We start from the raw sequence: 26,262 nt of genomic DNA, 5'->3' as shown, positions 1-26,262 counted from the left end.
ACTACTTCTTAGCGTTAACTCGCTCAACGTATTCGCCATTACGCGTATCAATCTTCACGAGGTCACCTTCGTTGATGAAGATAGGAACGTGAAGCTCAAGACCTGTGTCAGTATAAGCTGGCTTAGTTACGTTTGTGGCTGTATCACCTTTTACGCCTGGATCAGACTTATGGATAGGCTTGATCACAAAGTTAGGGAGTTGGATATCAATAGCGTTGTCTTCGAAAAAGAGAACTTCGACTTCGCCATCATCGATGAGGTAGTGCGCGTTATCGCCAACGACGTCTTTGCTGAGCATGACTTGATCATAAGTTTCGCCATCCATGAAGACAAAAGCGTTGTCTTCGATATAAGAAAAAATGAGCTGTCTTGTAGAGAGGTCAGCTTTTTCAACGTTATCACCTGAGCGCCAAGAGCGGTCGAAAGTATTGCCAGTGATAAGGTTTTTGAGTTTACAGCGGTAAACGGCTTGGCCTTTACCTGGCTTAGTGAAAGTGAAATCTGTTACTGTGTGAGGTTGACCATCAATTTTGAGCTTGATGTTTTTCTTAAGTTGCTCGACGCCGATTACAGCCATGTTGACTCCTAAGTAGTTGCATTAATTAAAAATTCCTTCCTACAATGCCAAGTCTTGCTCAAAAAGCAATTCTTTGGAACAAATATCCCCTAGCCAAAAGCATGATAAATAAAATTTGGGACTTTTATATGTTTGGCATGACATGATTTTACTTCTGTAACGAATAGCTTATTAAATAATGACTAGGACTGAAAATATGATTAAATGGCTCTCTTTATTTACAGTCTGTTCGATACTTTATGGAGCAGATTATCCAGACGAAACAAAGCTCGGCAATGAACTAAAACCCCTACTAAAGTTCACGGTAATGGGCTGTGGTCCCTATCACCCCAAAGTTAAAAAAGCTATCAAGCAGTATGTAGAACTCGATAACAAAGAGAAATCCAGCAAATTTATAGCTCATTTAGGAGATATTTGTTCCGGTAAAGACGCCAAACAAATGCATGAAGCAGCTGATGGAGGAGAAAGTGTATTTAGTGAAATGCGTTCTTTGCTCTATGAGAATAATACCATCCCGTCGTTCTTCTTAATAGGGGATAATGAAACTAGAGATCAGATAGATTCAGCGCGCGCGTTTTCTTTTTGGCAGAAACATCTTCTAGAGCCTAACGAAGTGTTTGCATTTAAAATTAACCGCCAAAAACATAGACCTGAAAATTTCTCTTTTGTGCTAGATGATGTCTTGATCATTGGCATTCATAAAATTGGAGGGAAAGATGGGGGAGAAGCCTATTGGAAGGAGACTAGAAAAGACGCTGAAATATGGATAGCACAACAATTTCAAACGTACCCCAATAGCAAAGCAGCCGTTATTCTTGCCCATGCGCGAACGAGTAATAAGTTGCACGAAGAGAAAATTTTTGCTTTGGTAGAGTCATACAAAAAACCCGTTTTATACATTAATGCGAACTTACATAAATGGCGGTATTTACCTTCTGATGGGCCACCCAATTATACTCGAGTTCAGTTAGATCTAATTCATTCAAAAAGTGAAGAGAAAAAGGGACCTTATTATCCCCCAATGCAGGTAATTGTTACTGAGGATAAAGAGACGCCCTTTTTATTTGATAGACGTTTAAATAAACCTGAATGGATAAAAGCAGGGGAGCTGAAATAGTAGTGTTAATAAGATCAGATTTATCTTAACTACTAACTTTTTGATCTAGTAATTCCTGGGCTCGTTCAGCTGTTTTTGTATTGGGGCATTGCTCTAAAATCTTTTTGAGTCCGGCTTCAATTTTATCTTTGGAAGAGCCCTTCTTTTTCATGGCGATTTTTATTTTTTGGAGGTAGGCATCAGCTTTGAATTCTTTAAGGATAGCTGGATTCTTTTTGTATTGCTCAATGATAAGTAGCTCGTCCTTGGCCATCTCTTTACCATAAGTAGAAACAAATTCTTGAATAGATTTGTAGGCCTCTACATAATCATTTTCTTTGTGGGATAGGGTGATTTTTTCTTTGAGCTGGTCATGAGATTTTTTCAATTTATCAAATTCTTTAATTGCTTTTTCATGGCCAGCTGAGGCGGCAATTTGTAAAGATTTAAAGGCCTCGGGAAATTGTTTTTTATTAAGAGCGCTCATGCCTTTAGTGTAAAGTGCATCTAACTTCGCGACACGAGGCGTGTCTATGTAGGCGAGAGCTTTATCTAAAATGTCAGTAGGTAAAGTGCGGTGCTTATGATTTTTTTGTACATGAATTTTTGTATTTGGAATTTTTGCATCAGTGTATTTTTTAAGTACTCTTTGGGTATCTTCTAAATTAAAATCGCCATCACCAGTTAAGAAATAAAAGTAATTCTCTTTCATTTCATTCAATCGACTTTTTTCGTTATTGTGCACGAAGTTACAACCACATTGATAGATTGCACCCTTGTAGACTTCAGGGAACAGAGCTGCAGCTATGCTAGAAACACGACCACCGCCCGACATGCCACTAATGAAAATTCGGTCACTATCAATATTGTAGGATTCTTTCAATTTATCGACGCCCCATAAAGCCATGGAAATTCGTGCATAGGTATAGGTATCATTTCCAGAGTTTTTTGCCGTAATCAAAATCAAATTATACTTTTCCAGTAAACTAATGAAGGCTTTCCCAGATCCAGGTGTGATGTAGGAAATGATTCCAGCAGGAATGTTAGGATCATATGATTCGGGGACCTCTATGTCCCAAGTGACTTCATCAAACTTTTTATCTTTAATGGTCATCACAGGAATGCGCTCGCCATCAGGTATTTTTTCATTGGTTCCTGGCCAACGATTGTGTACACTCTCATAATAAGGTCTTGGGATTGCTTTATCTGTGACAGAGTATTTTCCCGTGCGGTGTTTTTCTCCAAAAAGAGATAAGCTTATGATTAAGCTGAGTGTGTAGTAAATAATTTTCATCTAAGGCCTCCTGATTTTCCTTAGTCTTGATATTATCAATTAAAACAAGATACGCCTACTTGGGAGGGACAAAAACTTAGGTTTTTTTGTTGAATGCCCTAAAGTTTTAGAGCGTAGTAGAAAGCCAAGAGGAAAGTTATTTCAGCTTTTTTAAGTAGAGTACAATAGATTCTATATCACTCTTAGATAAGACGCCTGCGTAGGAAGCCATGGCCACGGCGTAACCTTTGGCGACCTTTTTATTGGGAAAGATTAATGATTCATGGATGAACTTTTCATCCGCTTTTGTGGCGGAGGAATTCTCGAACTGTCTTATTGAGCCAAACATACCTTTAAAACTTGGTCCCAACTTACCTTCTTGGCTTCCGTCTAAAGAATGACAGGCAATGCAGGCATTCTTTTTTAGGAGTTCTTCGCCATATTTAGCACTCACTTTCCCCTTTGCGCTAATCGCAAATTTTGCTTCTGATAAATCGTGATTTTTAAGCTCAGCGAAGGCATAATGATTTGAATCCATGGGCAGTAATTTATCAAGCGTTAGATAAAGGGTATTTGTGACCGCTTTACCAGCTTTTTGTAAACGGTATTGAATGGCCATTTGATCTACGCTTGTCATGCCAGGAATGATGAGTGTGATACTTTTTTTGTTTTTGCTGAGGATGGCGCGAGAAGCTAATAAATTTTCTTCTCCAGGATTGCCATCAAGTTGGAAATGTCCAGAACCATACCTCGGACTACGTTTGTATTTCCAGCGCTTGATAGTGAAAGACTTGAGCTCTTCGGCAGAATTTGAATCGAGTACTTCATCAAAAGAGAGTTCAACAGCTTCTTTGAATACTTTGACTTCAAGGGGGAAATTCACTGCTTGGTGTGTATGCCGTACGCGTGCAAGACCGGTGTTTTGAGGGAGGTTATTTGAGTAAATTTTAAAACCGCTGAGAAAGAGGGAACCATCAATTGGATTGAGTACTCCCTTCAATAAAGGGAAATCCATTTGGTAGGGCAGGGGGGTCGCCGCACCAAAGCCTGTGCCTTCATAAAGTAAAAAGGATTGACTCTTGCTGTAGGAGTGACTAATCATACGCTGATTCAGTGGTCCCATCGTACTCGAATCAACAAAATTCATTCCAGCGCAGGAAGGTTCAACTTTGTGTGGCAGCCAGACAAAAGGGGGACGAAGATCAAGTTTTTTCTTGTGGTTTGCAGGTTGAAAGCCACAGAAATCGCATTCTTGAATTTTGATAAAGGGACTAGAGGGAACAAAGTGCCCCTGTTGATCATTAGCGTACAACTGTTTGCTTAGTGGATTGTAGGCTAAAAAAGGTTCGCGTAAGCCATCGGCAAAGACCTTCACTTTTTTACCATCAGGACTGATTTTTAAGATGGTCCCTACGTGCTCTAAATCTTGGAAGCTTTTATGAAGACTTCCACTTTTTTTATTGGGTATACCTCCTCGAGCAATATAGAGATTTCCCTCTGGATCAAAAAGCATATCCATAGCAAAGTTCCTGGTGTTTAAGCTATGATTGAAAATGTTAGAAAAGTTCTCGTAGAAATCAGCTTCACCATTAGCATCGGAATCATGCAGGCGCGTAATTTGATCACGACCGAGGATATAAATTTGATCCTTAGAAACCTTTAGAGAAAGAGGTGCATAGAGTCCAGAAGCAAAGCGCTTCCAAGTGATCTTTTCCATGTCGCCTTTTAGCCCATCAATGATCCATACGTCACCATCAAAAGTCACTGCTGCGGCCCGGCCATCAGTAAAAAAATCGAGACTCGCTAAACGAATGGCGCGATTCCATGGATTCTTTAAAGGAAGTTCTATTTTATCGACGACATAGGCCTTGTCTTTTGATGATAACTTGGCCTTGCTATGAACTTTTTGTGGCCATCGCAAATTTTCCGAAAGTAGAAAGGGGCTTGCTTCATTTGAGGTCTGTAGATCCTCTAACAATTGATCTTTGTTGTATGAAAACTTCAGTACAAATTCTTTTGCTTGCGGATTTCGCAAAAAGACACGGCCTTGTTCATCAAGAACAAATTCACCATGTGAGCTATGGAGAGCCATTTGCTTTTTAGCATCATCAATTAAGTAAATTTGCCCATGTTTCTTTAGTTTTTTTAGAGATTGCTTTTGAAACAAGAGGATAGAAAGATTTTGGGCGCGGGATGTTTTAAAATTGCGTGTGTAAACATCCTTGGAACTTTTATGGAGACATTCCTTTATCTCAATATCTTGAATTTGATACGATAAAATAAGTTTCTGTTCATTAGTGTATAAGCCTTTCCAAGTTAAGTCGGGATGGACTCCTAAAGGTTTTGATCTATTATCCATATGCTTGGAATTTAAACTGATGCCTCGCGCCATCCCATTAGCAAAGAGTAAGTGACCTTTTAGCTTGGGGAATTGTGAAGATTTTTTCCCTGTATAGGGGTAGGATATTTGCGCCATAGAATTTAATTCGAAGTCCCCATTCCAAATGGCAGAGACACGCATAAGTTCGGTATCGAAACTAGCCCAAGACTGCTCACCAAGCTGAATCAGGACAGCTCGTGATGATGTGTTTATTTTAGGGAAAGGAGCTTTAGAATCCGCAATTAAAGCAGATTGAACAAAGGGAAAATCTGTTTCAATAAAGCCCCCATAGTTTTCTTTTGAGCTCAAAGGAGAGCTCAAAAATACGAAAAAAATAAGGCTAATAAAAATGTTTTGCATAAAATACAGGTGTAATTTGCATGCAATAATTCAAGTTCACTACTGGGGCTTTATGAGGTCATATTTGCCTAATTTGGTCATGATTAAGCAAGGATTAATTTTTTAAGACCTATAAGATTACTCGAGATGTAGTTCCTTAAATTATTTTAGTTTAAAGCTATCGACGGAGGATTTTAAGGTATCTCCTTGATACTGCCAAGTGCGTTGAGGTGCGACACCAGTAACGAGGTAAACGGAATCACCTTTTTTTGTGGCCTTGACGTACCAATGGAAATCACGATTTTGCATGTTGCCTGTGTACTCAACAGTTAAGACTCCGTTGAGGAGAGATTCTTTTACAAGGGTGAACTTCATCTTTTCGAATTGCCCTAATGAGATACTTTTGTATTGCTCCATGGTGCCTTTAAAGGCTTGCTTTTGAACGTTGACATTGGCTTGGAAGTTATCCATGGGAGGTAGGAAAAAAATGGCGACTTGTGGCCCACCTTGAGCTACAGCTTTATTCGCTTGTGGAAGTTGGATGGCAAAGTCATCATTAGAGAATTCAGCGTAGCAAATGGAGCTGAGGGTGATTAAGAGAAGAAGAAATTTTTTCATCTTGGGGTCCTTATATTTTTTTGAGTAAGATAAAGCGTTCGCGTTGTTTGCGGCGCCCATGTGAGCGTTTGGGTATGTAATTGTCCTCTAAAGTGAAAAGGCCTTCGTAAGCTTTTTCGAGTTCTTCCATAGAGAGTGCATAGGGGGGACCATCTTGATCTGGTGGATCAAAACGATAAAAGAGCCCAAAGAGGTAGCCATCAGCTTTTAATAAATTGTGGGCACTCTCCATATAGGATCTACGATGTTCGATGGGAACAGCGCAAAAGCAAGTGTGCTCGAGGACATAATCAAATTGCTGATCATAATCAGGGCTAAGCTCGAGAATGTTCTTTTGAATGAGCTTGAGTTCGGGGTAATTATTTTTGGCTAATTTGATGGCTTCAGAAGCGAAATCAACTGCGGTGACATCAAAGCCCTGCTGAGCAAAAAAGTTGGCATCGTGACCACCGCCACAGCCAAAGCTGATTAAAGAAGCTGTCTTGAGCCAATCGTGTTTGTTCTGAAAAAGATCTTCGAAGGGAGGTGCGGGCTTATTTATATCCCAACCGGGTTTGCCTTCACGATAAATTTTGTCCCAACTCTCGGCCTTTTCATTGCCTTTTGTACGCATGAATGATTAACTCCCTATTTTCATTGAGGAATAAATGACCTCGTTTCGAGCATTTCATCCACTTTAAAAATGAGGAATTAATGAGTTTTTATGAAATAAATTCGAGCTCGGCGCGAACTGCGAGGTGATCGCTCGCTAAATCATCCCACAATTCGTAGCTATTGAAACGCATTTCTTTGGAAATAAGGATCCAATCCAATCGCAAGCCCAGCTTGGGAAAGCTGATGATTTTTTCTTGAGGGTTCCAAACTTGAAGTTCGAGTTCTTGGGCCAGTTTTTCTAAGACGCCATTTTTACGATATTGGCAATTAAAGTCGCCCATGATGATGAGCGGTAACTTGGTTTGCTTTTGTATGTATTGACACAACATATGGATTTGACGCTGCCGAGTTTTTTCGTGCAGGAAGTCCAAGTGAAGGGAAATGACGCGAAAATGTTTTTGGCAGTGACTAATCACTTCTGCACAGACAAAACCTTTTGGGAAGGTGAATTTTGAACGTGGGAAAACATGGGATTCCGAGTGGACAATTTTCAGTTTGGATAAAATCGCGGTACCATAGGAATAACGTTTCCCACGAACGTGTTCCCCTTGTGCGACTTGAGAGAAGCCTGCATGTTCGGCGAGAAATTGACTTTGATGTAAATTTTTATGCCAGGTCATTTCGGCTTCAGCTTCCTGTAAGGCAAGTAAATCCACTGGGGAGACTTGAATTTGTTGTGCGGTAGAAATGAGGTTGGCTTCAATTTTTTTGCGTCTCATGGTGAAATGACTAAGCGAACGTCCTCGACCATGAGCCATATTAAAGGTGCTCAAGCGGAGAATATCTTTGCGTTGATCGCAAAAACCATGTTGGGTACTTAGGGGAGAAATTTTTTTAGCTTCTCCAGCTTGGAGCCATTTGGGCACAGGGATATAACCTCATTTACTTGTTCTAAACTTAAAGAATTTCTTCGAGAGTGAAAAACCAAATATTATAAGTATAAAAGTAAAAAGATTTATTAGACTAATTTACTTGATTTAGTTCTGTTCATGTTCATCTTAACTAATGTCAATTTAAGGTATTGTAATGGAGCACGCATTTTTTCAAAATCAGTCAATGAGGCAAGAGCAAACGCTCGCGCCCCATCAGTTGCTGTCTTTGGAAATATTGAGTTTGCCCGTGATGGAATTACAGCAAAAAATTAATGAAGAATTGGCTTTAAACCCCACGCTAGAATTGGACAAAGCCCTCGGGGAAAATCTTGCTGGCGATCCACTGAGTGAAAGTACGGAAATGTGTAGTGAGGCAATGAGTGCCGTAGATAAAGACGAATCACTCATTGGCATGGTACAACTCGAGTCCTACTACGGTGATAGTGCCTTCAACCCCGATCAAGATAAGAAACGGCAGCATTATTTTGATTCATTGAGTAGTGAACAGGACTTATCGAGTTTTCTGCTTTCGCAAATTCACCAAGGTGAGATCTCTGAAGCAGATATCGAGATCGCCAACGTTATAATTGCTTTACTCAACGATCGAGGCTACTTAAATGCGAATATCGAAGAAGTTGCTTTTAATGCCATGTGTTCGCTTGAAGATGCCGAGAGAGTTTTAGCACTTTTACAAACTTTTGATCCACCCGGAATTGCTGCGAGGGATCTACGAGAATGCCTCCTGCTGCAGCTCAAAGTCGATAAGAAATCTTTGATTTATAAGTTGGTCGATAAGCACCTCGAAAATCTTGAAAAAAATAAAATTAAAGAAATTGCACAAGCTTTAAAAATTAGCCCTATAGACGTGCAAGACTTAATTGATGAACTTCAAAAGTTAAATCCCGCCCCTGGTTTAGCTTACAGTAATAAACGCCCCGATTTTATTTCTCCCGATGTGATTTTTGATTTGAAGGGTGATGAAATAGAAGTGAGCAGTTCAAAAGACTTTGTCCCCCGCTTGCGTTTGTCAGATAATTTTATGCAAATGTTAGAGGACCCCAAGACGGATCCAGAAACAAAAACTTATTTACGGGAAAAGTTAGCCGAGAGTCGCTCTTTGTTAGCGAGTTTAGATTTGCGCGAAAGTACCTTGCTACGCATTAGTCGCTTGGTGGCACGTGACCAAAAGGACTTTTTCACAGGGAAGTCATCTAGTCTAACTCCCGTAACTATGCGTGAAATTTCGGGTGAATTGGAACTGCATGAAACGACAATCTCGCGAGCAGTAGCAGGCAAGTACCTCGATAGCCCCAAAGGAATTTTCCCCATGCGTTCTTTCTTTAATCACGCGGTTAAAGTCAGTGAAGGGGAGGAAATGACGGCCGAAGGAATCCAGGAAATCATACGTGAGATCATTAACGATGAAGATCCCGAAAAACCTATTAGCGATGGAAAAATTTTAGAGGAACTCGAAGAAATGGGGATAAAAATTGCCCGTCGTACAGTCGCAAAATACCGTGAAGCGGCAGGTTTTTCTTCCGCTTCCAAAAGAAAGATGATTTTTTAATGCCCACTATTACGACAGGTGACCGCGAAACCGCCGCCAGTGAAAAAGTAGAAATTATCGTTGTCTTGGACCGTTTGCGATCAGCGCATAATGTCGGCAATATCTTTCGTTTGGCAGATGCGAGTCATATTGAAGCCATATATACCTGTGGTTATACGGCCAGCCCTCCTCATCCCAAGTTAGAGAAAACCGCAATGGGAACAGATCAGTTTGTTCATTGTCGCCACTTTGATCACGCGGTGGATGCCGTTGAAGATTTGAAGGCTAATGGCTTTCGAGTTTACGGAGTCGATACAATAGAAACGGCTATAGATATACATGAGGCTAAATTCACAGGGAAATGTGCTTTTGTATTTGGTAATGAAGCCTTGGGTATACAAGAAGAAACCCTCGCAGCTTGTGATGACTTTATTCGCCTCAGTGCTCATGGCTTAAAAAACTCCATTAATGTATCAAACTGCGCGGCAGTGGTACTTTTTCAGGCAGCGCATCAATTAAGAAATTAAATTTTAGGGAGAAGAGGGTGAAGTGCCTTTTTCAGTTGATTACTTTAATGGTTTTGTCATGCTTCTTTTCGTGTACGAGTGATAAGTCGCAGGAGAAAGTACAGGTTTTAATTGTGGATGGTTTTAGTAACCACGATTGGGAGAAAACGACTCACTTAATTCAGCGTTTATTACAAAATGAAAAAGATATAGACTTGACTGTGTCAACGATACCAATGAAGGAGAGTGAGGCTTGGAAAAGTTGGAAACCAGATTTCAAAAAATATACTTTAGTGATTCAAAATACTAATGATATAAATAATGGATCAAGCTGGCCCTTAGCAGCGGAGAAAGCTTTTGAAAAATATATGTTCGAGGGAGGTCGGATGTTGGTATTTCACTCGGCAAATAATGCCTTCCCGCAATGGAAAGCATACAATGAAATGATTGGTCTAGGCTGGAGAAATAAAAATTTTGGGAAAGCGATTATTGTTGATGGCAAGCAACTCACTTACATTCCCAAAGGTGAAGGCGAAAATACTGGGCATGGGAAACGTCGCGATGTTTTGGTGCATAAATTTAGCTCACATCCGATTAATCGAGACTATCCGCAAACTTGGAGCGCGGCCGATTTGGAAGTGTATCGCTACGCCAGGGGACCCGCTAAAAACCTAAGGGTTTTATCTTATGGTAAAGATGAAAAGACGGGTAAAGATTTTCCCATAGATTGGCTCGTCAAATATGGCGAGGGAGAAATCTATAATTCCACATACGGGCATTATTGGCATGGTTTAAAGCAAGATCCAGCGGGAGTGCGTTGTGTGGCCTTTCAGACTTCTTTTATTCGTGCCCTTAGGTATTTATCTAATTTAGAACTGAAGGAAATCCCAAAGGATTTCCCTGATTCAGATTCTGTAAAACTTCGAAGCTTGGATGAATTAAGGAAGTTTTAGATTATTTAACCAAGCCTCGCAATCTTTTTCCCAAGCTTTTCCCACGAGGCCAACGCCATGGCCGATGCCATCGTAGACACTGTGCTCAACGGGAACATTATTCTTCTGTAAATGTCTTATGTAGATATCGAGTCCTGGGAGGAAGTTGGTGTCTTTGGCACCAATGACGGAATATACGGGGATTTTTCTAGTAGGCTTGAGTAAAGGGTCAATTTGACGGGTGTTTTTATCTCCAGTGTAAGCCGTATAAATGAGAACAGCGAAATTAGGAAGGCAGCTTTGCTGGTCAACTTCGTCAATATTTTTATAGGAGCGATCTTGTACAGCCGTGAGTGCGGAAAGGTGTCCCCCAGCAGAGAAGCCCAAGATACCAACTTTATTTTTTTGGATGCCAAAGCTTTTGGCATGGAAGCGAATGAGACTCATGGCGCGTTGCGCATCTTCTAAGGCGACTTTGTGCTTAGGAAGCCCCTTGCGGCGAGGCACACGGTACTTTAAGATGAAGGGTGTAATACCTTGAGCCGCAAGCCAGGAAGCCACATCTGAACCTTCGTGAGTTGCTGCTAGAATATGATAGCCGCCACCAGGACAGATCAGAACCGCTCGACCATCTGGATTCTTGGGCTTAATCCAAGTGAGTGTGGGACGATTAACATTTTTAATACGAAGGATGCCTTTGACTTCACCGACTTCCTTTAGTTCCTTGGAGGGATCGTCTGCGCGAGTACCATCATCGGGCCAAATTTGGTAAAGAGATTTTTGCTCTTTAACTTTTTCCAACATGATTTTTTCGGCTTCTGTGTAGTAGCTAGGTCCAATTTCCATCAGTTGATGCTGGGCCGATAAGCTGGATGTAAGTGCGATAAGGCAGGCAAGTAATTTTTTCATTGAGAACTCCAAGTTTTTATTTAAAACAATAGTCAATCTAAATTGTTACAGAATTATTAAAGAACTTAAATAGATTTCAAGCTTCAAGCTTACTAGGAAATATAATTCAATGAGAAAATTACATTTGATACACTACTTGATATATTCATGCTTTTTGAGGAAGGCATCCATTTTTTCGATAATTTCGCCGTAAATTTCCCCACCATCCTTGCCTTTATAGTTGAAAAAAGCATGTTTCTCACCTTCCCAAATATGGTATTCAGAATCTTTGCCTTGGGCTTTTATTTTTGCGTCCCAGTCTTTGGCGACTGATACGGGAATAAGCTTGTCTTTGGAGCCGAGGAAAAATATACTCGCGGGGGTGTCTTTATGGATGTTATGAAGTGGAGAAAAGTCTTGCCAGTAATCTTTAACACGACTATAACCGTAGCCCTTGTCACTATTATCGACAACTGGGTTAAAGAGCAGAAGAAGGTTAGGCTGAGAGCTTACGCTGAGATCATCATTGGGATCCTCAAACTTAGTTGTGGTAGCAGTCGCAGCGGCGACATGACCACCTGCAGATCCTCCGCCTGCAGCAATGCGATCGGGATCGATGCCGTAAATAGCGGCATTTTTGCGAACCCAGCGAATGGCGGAATTGCCATCTTTGATACATTCAGAGGGGATAACACCGTGGCTTTTTTTTGTACGATATTGTGCGGAGATCGCAACCATGCCATTTTTTGCACAGTGATCTGCAAAGGGAAAAAACTGTTTAGGTGAACCACCGGACCAAGCGCCACCAAAGAAAAACACTACTGCAGGGCGCTTTTTGCCATCATTTTTTTTGAAATCAGCGGGTAGAAAGAAGTGGAGTTGAAGTTGGTCGCCATCGCCCACTTTTTTAAAGTCTACGACTTCGCTAGCTTTAAAGTTTTGTGCCTGAAGACTAATGGCAGTCAAGAGGAGGAGGATGAGGGCAGATATTTTTTTCATGTGTTGTCCTTTGTGCTTGTTTATAGTTCTTTAATACACCACGATAATCTTTACTTGACTCAAAAAGAATAAAATTATTGCTTTTTTATCGGGGAGTCATCACATTTTAAGTCACCGAGAGTGTACTGCAAACCATCGAGATAAAACTGCAGAAAGCTAGCACGTTCGTAAGTTTTTTCACTATGTCCAGGTGCGGTATAAAAGACACGACCTTTGCCATGCTTTTTTATCCAGGCCATATAACGCGGCATTTCTTTGACGGAATCTTTTATTTTGACGAGTTTATTGGTATCCATTTCCAAGAGAGGTTTGAAGTTAAAGTCGCTGTAAGCCTTATTTAAAATGTAGGGTTCATCTTTATAAACGACTTCCTTGCCGCCAAAAGCTTTTACCATTGGGTGCTTAGGATCGACGAGTTTGAGTGTGATTGTTTGGAATTTGGGATGATAGGCAAAACTGCCACCAATCATTTTACTAATGCGTTCGGAATTATTGAGCATGTTGATAGCTCCATGAAGAACCATGAGACCTTTGCCTTCGTAGACGAAGTCGAGGAGATTCTGTTCTAATTGAGCAGCAAGTTGGTCACATTCCGAAGAGCTTAAATCCTTGTATTTGGCACCAAACTTATCTTTTTTATTTATGAGGACATCGCGAAAAAGGTTACGTTCTTTGCGATCGGAGCAATTATTATTAAGGATAATGGCATCGAATTGAGATATTTTTGCTTTAGTGAAATAATCAATATCATCACTCACCACAAGCTCAAAGGCATCGGTTTTCTCCGACATGCGAGTCATGACGGCATCGACATAGGGGATGACAGAATGTTTATAACCAGTAGCAAGAGAAAAAAGTAGGACCTTTTTCTTTGCTGCAGTAATTGTGGTTTGAGAAGGAATATGTTCTTCAACAGATTGAAGCCACTTTTCGACCTTGCCTTGAGCAAAAGAACTGACACTTACAAGTAGGAATATCAGGGTGAAAACACTTTTCATTTGTGCTCCAAGATAATTTGATTATTGATTTTTTGCAGGCCGGTTTTTACATCTGTTTTTTCCGCATCATACCAACTTAAAGTCGCTTTAGGGATGTCGTTTTCTCTAGATATTTTGACATTGAGAAACCCACCGCGATTATTTAAAAACTCATGCCATTTAGGATCCATTTTTGGTGCGCCACCAAAAAGATGTTCACCATTGATGGGGCCACAGCCGAATTCGCGAATTTTGTATTCGGGATGAATAGAGGCGTATTGCCAGTGGCGGTCACCGCAAATGACATAGAGGTTTTTTTGTGAGGCAATGAATTTGCGCAATTCTTCACCTTCGTGAAAAAAGCCCTTGTTTGAGTGATTGTCATTTTTCCCTTTTTTATCGGGGCCTACTATTGGGCCTGGGGTGACAATAAACTTAAATGTGGCATCAGATTCAGAAATCGTTTTTTTGAGCCATGCTTTTTGTTTTTCCCCTATAATCGTTTTCTGGGGACTATCCTTCATTTTATTAATTGAACGATAATCACGGTTTTCAGTTAGCCAGACTTCAAGATCTTTACCCCAACGTATGCGACGATAAGAGAGTTCTCTCATGGGGACTTGCTCTTTAAAAATTTCAATACCTTGTTTAAAAGTGAGGTCTCCGTAAACGGAATTTGGGTCAGAATCGTTATCTACCGTGTCATGGTCATCTTTCATGAAGAAAGAAGGCACTTGAGCTGAAAAATCACGATTGAGTGGAAGTGCAAAAGTATGGTTCCATTTACGGCGCGCATCAGTAACATTTTTAGCTAAATAACCTTTGTCGTAGTAGACGATGTCGCCAGTATGAATAAAAAAATCAGGATTGATTTTTAGCATTTGTCCATAGACAGAGTGACCTACTCTATGTTGCTCAGCAGAACGAATTGCCTGACAAGTCACAACGTTGAATGCGACATCACTTTTTGTGTTTTTCAGGGGCGCCGTAGTAAATTTCCCCGTGATCGTTTTACCTGAATCAGCTTCTAAAAGTACTTCATACTGAGTTGCCGCTTTGAGTTCATTGATTTTAAATTGATGCGTAAAGTCCTTATTTGGATCTACATTTGTTAATTCACTTTTGTAAACTACCTGAGCACTGCTAGTTAAAGTTAATTTTACTGTCCCAGCTAAGCCAGGGGCGACCTGAGGGGGCCGCATTTTACTGAATTTTTCTCGGTCTTGTTCTTCTGTGGTGGAAAATCGTGCGGGACCATCGGTGAGGCGAGTCCAAATAATTGCGGAATCCGCAGTGACTTCACCAATTTTCATTCCGTTGGCAAAGTCGGTTTTGGCAAATACTAAAGGAGTGTAAAAAAGAGCGAAGAGAAAAAGTATATGTTTAATCATAATATGGAGACCTACCTTATTTGTGTTTATATATTCTATACCCATGCATAACATTATAATTACAGGGGATCTCTATAGTATAGATACTAAATTTGCCTATTTTGATCATTTTTAATAAAATAGCTAAGGGTCTAGTGAGTAAATCAATGATTAATTTGAACTACTATCTTTTGCCGCTTGGATAATTTTTTCTTTCTCTTCTACTATTTTTAGGTACTGAGATATAGCGGTATAAGCCTTGGAGATTTTTGCAACATATTGCACGGGCTCTAGTCCCGTTTTTTGCAGAGCCACATGTTCGACATGACCAAACCAAATATTGGGATCATAACCTAATAAAGGCGCTTCTTTTCGCCAATTTTGTACTCTGCGAAAACCAGCATTATAAGCAGCCAAACAAAAATAAATCTTGTTCTTGTCTTGGATATCTTTAAAGTAATGAGATCGAATCCAGTCCATATATTTGGCTCCTCCCATAATATTTTGCTGAGGATCATAGATATCTTTGACCCCCATATCTTTAGCCGTGCTCGGAAGTAGTTGCATGATGCCAAGGGCTCCCGCAGAACTTTTTGCATTAGGATTTAAACTTGATTCTTGAAAAGCCTGCATAGCCAAAAAAATTGGTTCAAAGTCGTAGGTTTTTCCTGCTTCAATAAAAAAGCTTTTGTAGTCATTAAATTTACCTAAATTATTTAAAAGAGCATTGTCTAACCAGTAAGGTTTTTGGTAATATCTTTTAAAAAAAATATTGCCCAGTAGACTTCCCTTGCGGTTTTTATTCGCAAAATTGCTGAGGATTTCTTTAAGCTGAGGAGAATCTTTGCGAATCGCCCAAGCCATTTCTTTTTGATTTCCAATACTAATTTTATTATTGATAATAATATTGGGCAAAACTTCTGACCATAGTTCTGCCAAGGTGTGATCGGCAAAAGTATAATCAAATAGTGCCGTGTTTAGAAGCTCGATTACATCTCCAGTATTCAGTTCTTTGAAAGTTTTAATGCTTATAGGCGCAAGTCCTTCTAATTCAAATTCCCTATTCAACTTGGTCAATGAACTTAGATAACTCGAGCCATCCGCGACGTAGATTTTTTTACCAGAGAGATCTTTTATGGAATTAATGGGGGGGGGCAGATTTGTGTCGTATCAAAACTTCTGAGACACCAGTTAAATAAGGCGTACTAAAATCGACAATTTTTTGGCGTTCAGGAGTTATGGTTAGCATTGCAGCTGCAACATCTCCATAGCCTTGCATCAGAGAGCTCATTAGCTTGTTGTGAGCAACGGGAACATAAATAACCTGAAAATTCTTTTTGTTTAAAGATTTTTGCAGGTCTTTCTCTAATTGCTCAAACATCTCATATTCAAAGCCACGAGCCTGATCTTTGGCGATGAAAAAATTACTACGATTGGGGGAGACTAAGACTCGTAATTGTTCCAGGTTTTTGATGTCGTCCCATTTGTTCAGATCTTTTACCAGTTGTGTTTGGACATTGAGTGAAAAATGCTCTTCATGAATGTCTTCAGAGCTAGAAGCTTGAATAAAGGCAATTAATGAAATGCTTATAAATAAGAGAATAAATGATATTAAAAAATGTTTACGCAAAATGAAAATCCAAACAAAAAAGTTTATCGTTAGATCAAACTAAAGGTTCGGTTTTTTTATAAAAGTTCTAATTCCAAGTAATTGAAAGTAAAATCACCTTCTCTGGGGAAGTATATTTACCTAGCGTCTGAAGCTGGGCTTTTTATTTTACGTAAAACTAATTTAATTAGATGTTAGATGACTTCGTAAGTGTTCGTATTGAGGGTAAGAACAATAAATAACCTGGAGATTTTAATGAAAAAAATGATTTTAACGGCTTTCGCTTTGGCCGCGTCTAATTTGATCGCAGATGTGCGGATGAGCACATTATTTACAGATAATATGATTTTGCAACAGCAGACCTCGAATGCCATCTGGGGATTTGCAGATGCCGGAGAAGAGGTAGAAGTCAAAGCAAGCTGGGGTTCTAAAGCTAAGACGAAAGCCAATTCAGAGGGTAAGTGGAAAGTGATGTTAGCTACACCAAGTTATGGGACGGACTTTAGTTTAAGCATTAAAGGAAATAATCAGCTAGATATAAAAAATGTGGCTATTGGCGAAGTCTGGCTCTGTGCGGGACAATCAAATATGGGGTGGGCAGTAGGCTCAACTTTTGGTGGCGAAGAGGAAGCTGAAACAGTTGATCTGCCAAATTTCCGCATCTATAAGTCAGCTCGCGAGCATTGGCATGAACCACTTGATGAAGCGCGTGATAAGATGGCTAAATGGAAATTATGTAATAAAGAATCGGCTTTAGAAACGTCTGCAGTATCATATTATTTTGGCAAGAAACTTCATCAAGAACTTGGGATTCCAGTGGGCATTGTCGTTCAAGCTTTTGCGGGAACCCCAATTGAAGGCTGGATGCCCAAAGAAATTCAAATGAACGATGAACGCACAGTTGCGGGCATGAAACAAATGGATGAAATGAGCGAGAAGCTCAAGCAGAAAGGGATTAGTGCGGAAAAATCCTTAGCTCAGCATGCTAAAGAATTGGCGACCTATAATAAACGTGTTGCGGCGGGTGACATAATGAAGAATAAAGTTAAAAAAATCGCTCCACCAATTATAACAAAACCATCCAACATGGGGCATCAGTACCCCTCACATATTTTTAATGTGATGATTAACCCTGTTCGTCCCTATGGGATCAAAGGAGCTATTTGGTACCAAGGTGAACGCAATTCAAAAGATGCCGCTCAAGCCATTAATTATCGTAAGCAATTAGCTCAGTTGATCGACTACTATCGTAAAAGTTGGCACGAAATGAGTGCAGGCAACACAGAGCGCTATTTTCCTTTTCAATTCACTCAGTTGCCCAGCTGGAACCCCGCTCAGACGAAGCCGGTAGAAGGCCCCGAAGCGGTATGGTCAATCAATCGCGAGATGATGCGTTTAGTGACTGAAGATGTCAAAAATGCCTACATGTCAGTTGCTATTGATACGGGCGATGCGATTCAGCTTCATCCCAAGAACAAAAAACCAATTGGGATTCGACATGCCTATTTGGCACTTAAAAATACTTATGGGAAAGACTTTGTTGATTATGGGCCAAGATATAAATCTCACACAGTAGATGGTTCAAAAATGATTGTGGAATTCGATTCTATTGGTTCTGGAATGATGGCAGCGAAAGCAGGTGAAATTGATACTTTTGCGATTGCGGGAGAAGATCAAAAATGGCATTGGGCCGAGGCTCAAATTCAAGGTAATAAAATCATCCTTAGCTCAGCAAAAGTCGGGAAGCCAGTTGCTGTGCGCTATGCTTGGGCGATGAATCCTTCTGAACGCAATTTATTATACAATAAGCAAGGCATTCCGGCGTCACCTTTTAGATCCGACGATTGGGATTTATATGATCCGAATGCGGAAGTGATCACGGTACTCAAACCAGCAAAGGGAAAGACCAAGGCAGAAAGTGATTGGCAACGACCAGAAATGACTCAATAAGAGAAAAAAAGCTATTAATGCGATGATCGCAAGTATCTGAAGTAGAGGAATATTGACAAGTGTTTACCGAAAGCATAGATTCACCTATGAGTGAAAAAAATGAAACATATGGCACACGTGTCACCCTACTTCAGCGAATTATTCATGATAAAGATGAAAAAAGCTGGGAAGATTTTGTTCAGTATTATCAAGGTTTTATCTACTTGATTTGCCGTAAAATGGATATGTCTCACCACGATGCAGATGAAGTTGTGCAACAGGTGTTGATTAAATTGTGGAATCATTTTCCCAATTTTGAATATGATGAATCGAAACGTTTTCGCAGCTGGCTTTGTCGAGTTATACAGAATACTGGGAGAGATTTTTTTCGTAAAATCAATAGCCAGAGCCGCCTCAAAGGTAAAGTACAGGATCAACAAATTGATAAATTATCATTGCCCGAAGTAGAGAAAGTCGCTGAAAGTGAATGGAATGATTATTTAGCTTCCATGGCCTTAGAAAATATAAAGCCTCACTTCTCTGAGCGTTTAATCGAGATCTTTTTGCGCTTGGTGGAAGGCGAGAGTGCTCAAGACCTAGAAGTGGAATATGAATTGAAACCCAAGGTGATTTACGTTTATCGCAAACGCATTAGAGATCGTTTAAAAGATGAAATTCGGCGTTTAAAATCTGAGTTAGCTTAAATGGCTACAGATAAAAAAGCTTATGTAAAAGTAACCTCAGGCTTGAGCCAAATGCTCAATGAGGATGACACGGAATTTGAGTACCCCATAAGTTCCGAGATGCAGCTTAGGGAAGGGCGATACACCACTGGCGATGAAATAGGGCGCGGTGGAATGAAGAAAATTCTTTTGAGTGAAGATAAGCTCACCTCGAGAAAAGTGGCCCAAGCCAAGTTATTAGATTCTAAAGACGATCAAAAAACAGAGTCCTTTTTTCGCGAAGCACGAATAACTGCACAGCTACAACACCCCAACATTGTTCCGGTATACGACGCTGGATATGATCGCGAGGGACAAGCTTTTTTCACGATGAAGCCCGTAGGAAAAAAAACCTTAAAAAATTATTTTGAGGAACGAAAAGCGACAGGGGCTAAATATGATCAAGAAAGCTTAGATATCTTTTTGAAAATCTGTAATGCTATGGCCTATGCGCATGCCAATAAAGTCGTGCATTTGGATTTGAAGCCAGAAAATATTTATTTGGGCGAGTTTTCGGAAGTTTTAGTGGGTGATTGGGGCTTAGCGCGGGGTTCTAATGAGGAATGCTTAAGCGAGGAACTCTTAGTCGAAGATATTTATGATGAACATAGTCATCATGGAGTGCTAAAAGGAACGCCGGGTTATATGGCTCCAGAACAAATTGAGAAGAGCCTAGGCAAACGCGATGAACTGTGTGATATCTATGCCTTGGGTGCCATTCTTTATGAACTCTTATGTGGAAAGCGGGCGAATTCAGCGGAAGGCTGCAAAGCATTATTAGAGCAAACTTTACAGGGTAAACGGAAACGACCTCGAGAAATAAATAAAGCTTTAGCGCGGGGTTTAGAATCTATAATTTTAAAAGCTTTAGAAAAGGACCGAGACAAGCGCTATCAATCGGTATCCGAGCTCATTGAAGATCTTAATAAATTCCAAAGTGGCTTCATGACTTCAGCGGAAGATCATAGTGTTGGGAAATCGCTCCTCTATCTTCTTAAACGCCACAAGCAGTTAAGTTTTTGGCTAGTTCTATTACTTAGCTCTTCGTCTATCTTTTCTGGATTTTTATTTTTTGCTAAACAAAGAGCGGTCGATTTGAGCCAGCTTGCTCTTGAGCAAAAAAATCGCGCGGAAGAATTAAGTGAAGTCGCCATAGCCGAGAAGGATCGAGCCGAAAAAGCTTATCAATTACAAATGCTTGAGCAAGCAGAAAGAGAAGCGATTAGTAAGGCGGCTAGCCCACGTTTAGTTAATGTCGCACGCAATGATTTAACTCGTTTCGATTATGATTCCGCCTTAGCCAATGCGCGACTCGCCGTTTTGTGGGATCCGCAAAACGAAGAAGCGCAATTGTATTTGGGAAGGATTTTAATGATTACCCAACGTTTTACTGAAGCTAATCAAATATTCAAAGCTATCATGAGTCCATCTTTCCCAAGGAGAAGAACGGCAGATGTATGTGCTAAATATGCACAAGTCAAAAAAGAAGATGAACTCTTTTTAAACTTAGCCGAGTTAGAAGCCTATATCATGGATATGAGTAACACTTTTGTCATACCGGTGAAAGCAAATGAGAGCATGAAATTTTTAGTTCACATCGTCAATTATTCTTATACGGTTTCGCAATATACTCTTGATGAAAAGATGCATTTAGCGGGGCTCGCATTAAGTTTGACCAATCCCGTCAAAAAGAACATAAAGTACTCGACCTTTGAATCTCAAGTCGATATAGATTTATCTAATAATAAGCGCCTCTTTAGTTTAGAAGCGTTAAGAAAACTACCCATTCGCAAGCTCAATTTGTCCAATACGTCTTTAAAAGATGTCGATTCATTGATGGGTTCATCGGTGAAAGAACTCGATGTTCGTGGCAGTCATATCTCGGGCTACTCAATGCGTTTGTTAAATCATTTAGAGAAGCTCATTTTGAATTCAAAGCAAAATCCAAATTTGAATTTAAAGGGAGTCGAAATAATTCGAGAGTAATTCATTGCAGTTTATCTTAGTTGGCAATAAGTTGGTGGATAAATTAAGCGAGGGCTCCATGAAAATAGAACTTAAGAATTTAGGATTTTCTCCAGAGGGAAAAGTTGTCTTCACTAAGTTCAATTATTGCTTTAGATCCAAAGGAAAATACCTCGTCCAAGGCCCCTCAGGCTGTGGCAAATCCTCTCTGCTCAAATTCATTTCTTCATTAGAAGAGGCAAGTGAAGGTGAGATTATAGTAAATGATCAGCCTCTACTGGATTATTATCAACACCGCAAGAATTGCCAATGGTTAAGACAAAGTGCCCATATTTATGATAAGTCGGTCCACGAGAACCTGATCTTGGCATTGGAGTACCATCAATTAGCAATACCCACAGATAAAGAATTGAAAGCTTATATTGAAAAACTGTTTCCTGAAGGTTTAGAATTGCAGCAGAATGCATTAGAATTGTCGGGCGGTCAAAAGCATCGCTTAGCACTCCTTAGAGCATTTTTATTAAAACCACAAGCTTTATTATGCGATGAAATTAGCGCAGGTTTAGATCAAACTAGCCGTGAATTAAGCGAGGACTTTATCAGCAATTATTGTAGTGAAATGACCGTGATCTTTGTCAGTCATATTGAAGAAAGTTTTCATTCCAGTACAAATTTCAAACGACTCGCCATAAGTGGCGAAGGTTTGAGGGAATTATGATTTTAATAGCAGCTCTAGAGATCTCCAACCTCCAATTATTGAGTTTTAGTTTATTTGTTTTATTGACCGCTTTTATTTCATATCGTTTAAAATTAGGTGTGGGGAAAAACTTAATAATCGGAAGTATTCGTACTTATGTGCAGCTGCTATTCATGGGATTTGCCCTCGTCTACATCTTTAAGTACCCGAATCCTTTCATAAGTTTGGGGGTTTATGTATGGATGATTTTTTGGGCGGCAAAAATTATTTCTGGACGAATAGAAAATCCTCCTTTCCCTTTGTTTAAAACTATTTTCTTGACCATGCTTGGATCTTACTTATCCTTAAATATCGTTTCCTTGGGAGTTTTCTTGCAAGCAGAAACATGGTACGCGCCTCAAATATTCATTACTATTGGTGGTATGATTGTAGGTAACTCGATGAATGCAATGGCGGTTTCTTTGGAACGCTTTTTCTCCGATTTAAAAAATCGTCGAACAGAAGTGGAGCAAAACCTTCTCCTGGGGATGAAAACTAAAGATGCGATTAATGAGCTAGTGCGTGACGCCATTAAAGCAGGCATGAGTCCATCTATTAATAATCTAGCTGGGGTTGGTTTAGTTTTTATTCCAGGAATGATGACGGGACAGATTTTAGGCGGCGAAGATCCTATTACAGCAGCAAAGTATCAGATCATGATCATGCTGATTATCTGTGTATCGACGGCCTTAGGCTCTATGCTTGTCGTCAGTCAAGTGGCCAAGAAATGCTTCAATAAAAAGCAGCAGCTACAAGGTTAGATAATTCGTTCATATAAATTTCTTCAGCTTTTCACATAAGTTCACAAAGAAAACTTGGGAAGCTATGTATTATAGAATACCTTTAGTCAAAATTAGAACTAAAGGCGTAAGCATATGAAAAAGAAGAAAATACGTAAGAAGTATTATGAATATATAATGGCAAAGAAGTCACCGCCTAAGAAATTAAAAAAGTTCTTAGAATTTGCCGAAATTACCAAAGAAGATTTTCATTTAAAGTATGAATCCCTGCATCAGGTGGAGTTGGATATTTGGAAGAATGGCTTAAAAGATGTGTTAAGCCATCTTGGCCTATCAAGTGAGTACTCATCATATAATCAACGAGATCGTGGCTTAGCATTCATGTATTCTTGGTTTGAATTTATGGATGAAAATAAAAAATATTTCCGCAATTGTTCTAGCATGCAGTCACCAAGTTTTATGTATGGAACTAATGACTTTAAAAAACATCTGAAAAAATTTGTAAAGAAACTCATAAAAGATGGCATGGCATGCCAAGAATTTAAGCAACGAGGTATGCAGGACAAATACATGTGTGATTTTTTTACAGCTTTGTTTTTTATGAATTTAAAGCTATGGAAAAACTGTGATCACAAAGCAAAACAAAAAAAAGAAGAGTATATGGACGCTTTGCTTGAAAAAAGCATGATTTTTTTCTTTGATAGCTTAGCGCCTAATATCTTTGATACTTTTGTCGACTTGATGAAACATAGGCAGTCCAAGTAGTGAAACCCCTAAAATCTATACCTTCTAGCAAAGTAGGGCGAGCTGGCAAGGTCGCCGTAGCAGGTTTGAAGATAGGAGGTAATTACCTCAAGCACTACGGCAAGAAAGTAAGTAGGCAAACTTCGACCCAAGAAGATTTAGATAAAGCCAATGCTGCAGATGTTTATGGTTGTTTGAGTGAAATGAAGGGTAGTGCTTTAAAAGTGGCCCAAATGTTGAGTATGGATAGAGGAGCTTTGCCAAAAGCCTACACGGATCAATTCGCTTTAGCGCAATATCAATCACCTCCACTCTCAGCTCCTTTGGTACAAAAAATTTTAAAACGCGAATTAGGTAAGAAAGCAGACAAAGTTTTTCAAAAATTTAGCCCTCAGGCCGAACGAGCGGCTTCAATTGGTCAAGTTCATAAAGCTGAGTACGAAGGTCAAGAAGTCGCTATAAAACTGCAGTATCCCGGTGTTGCCGAGAGTATTTCTTCTGATCTTAAATTAGTTAAACCCTTTGCGCTCAAACTCTTGAAATTAAAGTCCGATGAAGTCAAAACCTACTTCAGCGAGATTGAAAATAAGATGCTGGAGGAGACGCGCTATTTACAGGAACTCGAACAAGGCATGAGTATTTCAGATAAATGCAAAGATCTAGATTATGTGAAATTCCCCAAATATTTCTCTGAAATCAGTTCCAATAAATTATTGGTAATGGAGTGGCTACATGGTAAACATCTTGATGAGTTTTTTAGTGAAGATATCCCTCAAGAGAAACGCAATGCAATCGGCCAAAAGCTATGGGACTTTTATCATGTCCAAATGCACAATTTACATTGGCTTCACGCCGACCCTCATCCAGGAAATTTTTTGATTGATGAGACGGGAAAACTTAACGTAATAGATTTTGGCTGTATGAAAAAAGTCCCCAAGAGCTTCTATGACAATTACTTTTTGGGCGTGGATAAATCTTTATTTAATGATGATAAACGATTCCATAAAAACCTGCTAGATTTAGAGATTTTACGATCAGATGATAATCCCAAAGCAGTGAAGTTCTTTACTAAGAATTTTAAAAAATTAATGAACCTAGCCATGCGACCGTTTCATTTTTCTGAGTTTGATTTTGCGGATGAAAGCTTTTTTATGGAGCTCTATGAAATGGGAGATCGAATTAAACGCGAACAAGATAAAGAAGGTCACTCTCATAATCGAGGTTCCAAGCACTTTATCTATACAAACCGTACGTATTATGGTTTGTATAATATTCTGTCACTTTTGAAAGCCAAAGTAAAAATAAGAGCCATTCATTAATATTTAAAGACTCTTATACAGTCCCTCTTTCGAAGAGATTAATTTGGTGAATGGTTAAAAAATGTAGGCAAGCCAAGCTTCTAAATAATTAGCATCCTGGTCAACAACCCCACCTCGCTCGTCCGCAGTCAGATTTACTAAACGTCCACCGACGTTGAGGTGCTCATTAAAGATATAACTGCCGCCAAACTGAAATTCCCAAATATTATGGTAAGTGTCGTTATCTTCAGGAGTATACAGCCCTGCGGTAAAACCAAGAGTCCATTTTTCTTCGTGGTAACCGACGCGGCCAAAGTAAATGTCAGTCCCCTTTGTGCCATAGAGAGGGTTGTAGTCAATGATTTCGATATCACCAACACCGCCATCATGGTAGAGGACATTGGTGAAGTAGCGGTAGCCCCAAGCAGGGCGATTATTCTTGGAGTTATCTCCAAATTCAGAATAACCAATATCAAACTTCCATTTTTTACGGTGGTAGAAGGGGTTGATACTATAGTTGAAGCTTCCGCGACCTTCATCATCCGTCGTAGAATCTTCTAAAGCATCCATATAGTACGTGAAAACTTTTGTACCATATTCGTAAGTAGCTGTTTTGTGAAAGACGATTTGTGTGTCCAAACCATACCACCCAACATATTGATCTTGGTAGTAGGCGTAGGGGTTCATTTTGACTTTATCGCAGACCCCAAAATTCAGTTCAGCGAAATAAATGACACTATCCACATCATCTTCGTATCCCCACAAATCTTTGTCATCATTACTGGTGTAATCGACCACATAGTCGTTGAAGTAATAAGCAAGTTTATCTACAGCACCCAAATCAATACTAAATTTCTCGTTATTGTAATGCAAATAGAGTCCTTGACCGTATTGGGGGTCAAAACGTTGCGCAATATTTCGAACGTTGAAGCGACCGCCTTGAATAAATAAGTCTTCGGTAAAATTATAACGAATAAAGGCATCGGTAAAATACGCGTCTTGACTATCGGGGTATTTTTCTCCGTAAGTATCTTGGAGATCCCAAGTCTTTGCATGAGCATAAGCCCCAATACCAAATTGTAAGCCTGATACCTGTGGAGTTAGGTAATTGCCTTCAATATAAGTACTTGAATAACCCACTGTTTTGTCCCCGTCGACTCGCCCAAAAATAAGGCGATCATCATCCTGCACCCTACCTACACTCGTAAAGTTACCTAATTGGAGTCGGGATTCCCCTGACTCTAGCCACGTGATGAATTTATCTGTATCTGTTGTGGGCTTGGAACTAAATTCTTCGGCAAAACTTGTTAGGGACAATAAGCCGCATAAAAAACTCGTGCTGTACTTAGTTAATTTCACAATAAAGACTCCTGCTATTGATACTCGTAAGATAACCCCTTTCATAGGTTAGGTGTTTATACTGTATCACTTGGGTTTGGAGGAAGTCAAATTTAACTGATTGATTTATTTAACTCATATACTTACAAGTCAG

General features: G+C 39.7%; 24 protein-coding genes. 11 read left to right on the top strand and 13 right to left on the bottom strand.

The genetic code is table 11. The annotated features are described in order from the left end of the window. Position 1: 1 nt before the first annotated feature. Positions 2 to 577 carry an elongation factor P gene (efp, locus tag PQO01_RS02335; protein WP_274312431.1) on the bottom strand — a complete coding sequence of 192 codons (576 nt, stop codon included), beginning with the start codon at positions 575 to 577 and terminating at the stop codon, positions 2 to 4. Positions 578 to 773: 196 nt separating this feature from the next. Here efp and PQO01_RS02330 point away from each other — a divergent pair, with 196 nt between their 5' ends. Beyond that, the gene (locus PQO01_RS02330; protein WP_274312430.1) at positions 774 to 1,694 is read left to right on the top strand and encodes a hypothetical protein; all 921 of its coding nucleotides are present in this window, start codon (positions 774 to 776) and stop codon (positions 1,692 to 1,694) included. A 25-nt stretch (positions 1,695 to 1,719) separates the two neighbouring features. Here PQO01_RS02330 and PQO01_RS02325 read toward each other — a convergent pair whose 3' ends face one another. The 5 genes from PQO01_RS02325 to PQO01_RS02305 form a co-directional block, all read right to left on the bottom strand. Continuing rightward, positions 1,720 to 2,967, bottom strand: coding sequence for a prolyl oligopeptidase family serine peptidase (locus PQO01_RS02325; RefSeq protein ID WP_274312429.1), 1,248 nt, complete (start codon positions 2,965 to 2,967; stop codon positions 1,720 to 1,722). A gap of 136 nt (positions 2,968 to 3,103) precedes the next feature. Further along, positions 3,104 to 5,635 (bottom strand): DUF6797 domain-containing protein, encoded by a 2,532-nt coding sequence (locus PQO01_RS02320; protein WP_274312428.1) that lies wholly within the window; start codon positions 5,633 to 5,635, stop codon positions 3,104 to 3,106. Positions 5,636 to 5,827: 192 nt separating this feature from the next. Continuing rightward, a complete protein-coding gene (locus tag PQO01_RS02315; RefSeq protein WP_274312427.1) occupies positions 5,828 to 6,283 on the bottom strand; it encodes a hypothetical protein in 456 nt (151 codons plus the stop codon). Between the two features lie 10 nt (positions 6,284 to 6,293). After that, the gene (locus PQO01_RS02310) at positions 6,294 to 6,896 is read right to left on the bottom strand and encodes a class I SAM-dependent methyltransferase (protein ID WP_274312426.1); all 603 of its coding nucleotides are present in this window, start codon (positions 6,894 to 6,896) and stop codon (positions 6,294 to 6,296) included. Positions 6,897 to 6,984: 88 nt separating this feature from the next. Next, positions 6,985 to 7,803, bottom strand: a complete 819-nt coding sequence (locus PQO01_RS02305; protein ID WP_274312425.1) for an endonuclease/exonuclease/phosphatase family protein — start codon at positions 7,801 to 7,803, stop codon at positions 6,985 to 6,987. A gap of 160 nt (positions 7,804 to 7,963) precedes the next feature. Here PQO01_RS02305 and rpoN point away from each other — a divergent pair, with 160 nt between their 5' ends. The 3 genes from rpoN to PQO01_RS02290 are packed head-to-tail and all read left to right on the top strand — an operon-like array spanning position 7,964 to position 10,814. Continuing rightward, positions 7,964 to 9,376 carry an RNA polymerase factor sigma-54 gene (rpoN, locus tag PQO01_RS02300; protein ID WP_274312424.1) on the top strand — a complete coding sequence of 471 codons (1,413 nt, stop codon included), beginning with the start codon at positions 7,964 to 7,966 and terminating at the stop codon, positions 9,374 to 9,376. Further along, complete coding sequence (locus tag PQO01_RS02295) at positions 9,376 to 9,882, top strand: RNA methyltransferase (RefSeq protein WP_274312423.1); 507 nt, start codon at positions 9,376 to 9,378, stop codon at positions 9,880 to 9,882. Before rpoN ends, PQO01_RS02295 begins: the two co-directional genes overlap by 1 nt. 17 nt (positions 9,883 to 9,899) lie before the next feature. Next, entirely contained in the window at positions 9,900 to 10,814 is a 915-nt protein-coding gene (locus PQO01_RS02290) for a ThuA domain-containing protein (RefSeq protein WP_274312422.1), read from the top strand. Here the strand turns inward: PQO01_RS02290 and PQO01_RS02285 are convergent. From PQO01_RS02285 to PQO01_RS02260, 6 genes are all read right to left on the bottom strand, one after another. Further along, positions 10,800 to 11,702: an alpha/beta hydrolase gene (locus PQO01_RS02285; protein ID WP_274312421.1), complete on the bottom strand. Its 903-nt coding sequence runs from the start codon at positions 11,700 to 11,702 to the stop codon at positions 10,800 to 10,802. The genes PQO01_RS02290 and PQO01_RS02285 overlap by 15 nt on opposite strands. A gap of 132 nt (positions 11,703 to 11,834) precedes the next feature. After that, positions 11,835 to 12,680: an alpha/beta hydrolase gene (locus tag PQO01_RS02280; RefSeq protein ID WP_274312420.1), complete on the bottom strand. Its 846-nt coding sequence runs from the start codon at positions 12,678 to 12,680 to the stop codon at positions 11,835 to 11,837. Positions 12,681 to 12,754: 74 nt separating this feature from the next. After that, complete coding sequence (locus PQO01_RS02275; protein WP_274312419.1) at positions 12,755 to 13,678, bottom strand: ThuA domain-containing protein; 924 nt, start codon at positions 13,676 to 13,678, stop codon at positions 12,755 to 12,757. Beyond that, positions 13,675 to 15,048, bottom strand: a complete 1,374-nt coding sequence (locus PQO01_RS02270) for an alkaline phosphatase D family protein (protein WP_274312418.1) — start codon at positions 15,046 to 15,048, stop codon at positions 13,675 to 13,677. The genes PQO01_RS02275 and PQO01_RS02270 overlap by 4 nt, the downstream gene beginning before the upstream one ends. A gap of 150 nt (positions 15,049 to 15,198) precedes the next feature. Then, positions 15,199 to 16,095: an MltF family protein gene (locus tag PQO01_RS02265; RefSeq protein ID WP_337994433.1), complete on the bottom strand. Its 897-nt coding sequence runs from the start codon at positions 16,093 to 16,095 to the stop codon at positions 15,199 to 15,201. A 73-nt stretch (positions 16,096 to 16,168) separates the two neighbouring features. Next, the gene (locus tag PQO01_RS02260; protein WP_274312417.1) at positions 16,169 to 16,657 is read right to left on the bottom strand and encodes a transporter substrate-binding domain-containing protein; all 489 of its coding nucleotides are present in this window, start codon (positions 16,655 to 16,657) and stop codon (positions 16,169 to 16,171) included. Positions 16,658 to 16,891: 234 nt separating this feature from the next. Here PQO01_RS02260 and PQO01_RS02255 point away from each other — a divergent pair, with 234 nt between their 5' ends. The 7 genes from PQO01_RS02255 to PQO01_RS02225 all read left to right on the top strand — a co-directional run bounded on the left by PQO01_RS02255 (position 16,892) and on the right by PQO01_RS02225 (position 24,791). After that, positions 16,892 to 18,586 carry a sialate O-acetylesterase gene (locus tag PQO01_RS02255; protein ID WP_274312416.1) on the top strand — a complete coding sequence of 565 codons (1,695 nt, stop codon included), beginning with the start codon at positions 16,892 to 16,894 and terminating at the stop codon, positions 18,584 to 18,586. 86 nt (positions 18,587 to 18,672) lie between these two features. Continuing rightward, positions 18,673 to 19,269 (top strand): RNA polymerase sigma factor, encoded by a 597-nt coding sequence (locus tag PQO01_RS02250; protein WP_274312415.1) that lies wholly within the window; start codon positions 18,673 to 18,675, stop codon positions 19,267 to 19,269. Then, a complete protein-coding gene (locus tag PQO01_RS02245; RefSeq protein ID WP_274312414.1) occupies positions 19,270 to 21,273 on the top strand; it encodes a serine/threonine-protein kinase in 2,004 nt (667 codons plus the stop codon). Between the two features lie 4 nt (positions 21,274 to 21,277). Beyond that, a complete protein-coding gene (locus PQO01_RS02240; protein ID WP_274312413.1) occupies positions 21,278 to 21,970 on the top strand; it encodes an ATP-binding cassette domain-containing protein in 693 nt (230 codons plus the stop codon). Then, a complete protein-coding gene (locus tag PQO01_RS02235) occupies positions 21,967 to 22,749 on the top strand; it encodes an ABC transporter permease (RefSeq protein ID WP_274312412.1) in 783 nt (260 codons plus the stop codon). The genes PQO01_RS02240 and PQO01_RS02235 overlap by 4 nt, the downstream gene beginning before the upstream one ends. Before the next feature lie 114 nt (positions 22,750 to 22,863). After that, a complete protein-coding gene (locus tag PQO01_RS02230; protein ID WP_274312411.1) occupies positions 22,864 to 23,493 on the top strand; it encodes a hypothetical protein in 630 nt (209 codons plus the stop codon). Continuing rightward, positions 23,493 to 24,791, top strand: coding sequence for an ABC1 kinase family protein (locus tag PQO01_RS02225; RefSeq protein WP_274312410.1), 1,299 nt, complete (start codon positions 23,493 to 23,495; stop codon positions 24,789 to 24,791). The genes PQO01_RS02230 and PQO01_RS02225 overlap by 1 nt, the downstream gene beginning before the upstream one ends. A gap of 54 nt (positions 24,792 to 24,845) precedes the next feature. Here PQO01_RS02225 and PQO01_RS02220 read toward each other — a convergent pair whose 3' ends face one another. Further along, on the bottom strand, positions 24,846 to 26,129 hold the full coding sequence (locus PQO01_RS02220; protein WP_274312409.1) for a hypothetical protein: 1,284 nt from the start codon (positions 26,127 to 26,129) through the stop codon (positions 24,846 to 24,848). Positions 26,130 to 26,262: the final 133 nt, after the last annotated feature.

It is taken from the genome of Lentisphaera marina (assembly GCF_028745505.1).
GTDB classification, from domain to species: domain Bacteria; phylum Verrucomicrobiota; class Lentisphaeria; order Lentisphaerales; family Lentisphaeraceae; genus Lentisphaera; species Lentisphaera marina.
This window is presented reverse-complemented; position numbering and strand designations above follow the sequence as displayed.

What these genes read in the sequence shown, in the direction of transcription:
- PQO01_RS02310 (WP_274312426.1), bottom strand. Translation starts at nt 6,896, where the DNA reads ATGCGTACAAAAGGCAATGAAAAGGCCGAGAGTTGGGACAAAATTTAT.
- PQO01_RS02255 (WP_274312416.1), top strand. Translation starts at nt 16,892, where the DNA reads ATGAAAAAAATGATTTTAACGGCTTTCGCTTTGGCCGCGTCTAATTTG.
- PQO01_RS02315 (WP_274312427.1), bottom strand. Translation starts at nt 6,283, where the DNA reads ATGAAAAAATTTCTTCTTCTCTTAATCACCCTCAGCTCCATTTGCTAC.
- PQO01_RS02250 (WP_274312415.1), top strand. Translation starts at nt 18,673, where the DNA reads ATGAGTGAAAAAAATGAAACATATGGCACACGTGTCACCCTACTTCAG.
- PQO01_RS02280 (WP_274312420.1), bottom strand. Translation starts at nt 12,680, where the DNA reads ATGAAAAAAATATCTGCCCTCATCCTCCTCCTCTTGACTGCCATTAGT.
- PQO01_RS02325 (WP_274312429.1), bottom strand. Translation starts at nt 2,967, where the DNA reads ATGAAAATTATTTACTACACACTCAGCTTAATCATAAGCTTATCTCTT.
- PQO01_RS02330 (WP_274312430.1), top strand. Translation starts at nt 774, where the DNA reads ATGATTAAATGGCTCTCTTTATTTACAGTCTGTTCGATACTTTATGGA.
- PQO01_RS02275 (WP_274312419.1), bottom strand. Translation starts at nt 13,678, where the DNA reads ATGAAAAGTGTTTTCACCCTGATATTCCTACTTGTAAGTGTCAGTTCT.
- PQO01_RS02270 (WP_274312418.1), bottom strand. Translation starts at nt 15,048, where the DNA reads ATGATTAAACATATACTTTTTCTCTTCGCTCTTTTTTACACTCCTTTA.
- rpoN (WP_274312424.1), top strand. Translation starts at nt 7,964, where the DNA reads ATGGAGCACGCATTTTTTCAAAATCAGTCAATGAGGCAAGAGCAAACG.
- PQO01_RS02295 (WP_274312423.1), top strand. Translation starts at nt 9,376, where the DNA reads ATGCCCACTATTACGACAGGTGACCGCGAAACCGCCGCCAGTGAAAAA.
- PQO01_RS02245 (WP_274312414.1), top strand. Translation starts at nt 19,270, where the DNA reads ATGGCTACAGATAAAAAAGCTTATGTAAAAGTAACCTCAGGCTTGAGC.
- efp (WP_274312431.1), bottom strand. Translation starts at nt 577, where the DNA reads ATGGCTGTAATCGGCGTCGAGCAACTTAAGAAAAACATCAAGCTCAAA.
- PQO01_RS02230 (WP_274312411.1), top strand. Translation starts at nt 22,864, where the DNA reads ATGAAAAAGAAGAAAATACGTAAGAAGTATTATGAATATATAATGGCA.
- PQO01_RS02285 (WP_274312421.1), bottom strand. Translation starts at nt 11,702, where the DNA reads ATGAAAAAATTACTTGCCTGCCTTATCGCACTTACATCCAGCTTATCG.
- PQO01_RS02235 (WP_274312412.1), top strand. Translation starts at nt 21,967, where the DNA reads ATGATTTTAATAGCAGCTCTAGAGATCTCCAACCTCCAATTATTGAGT.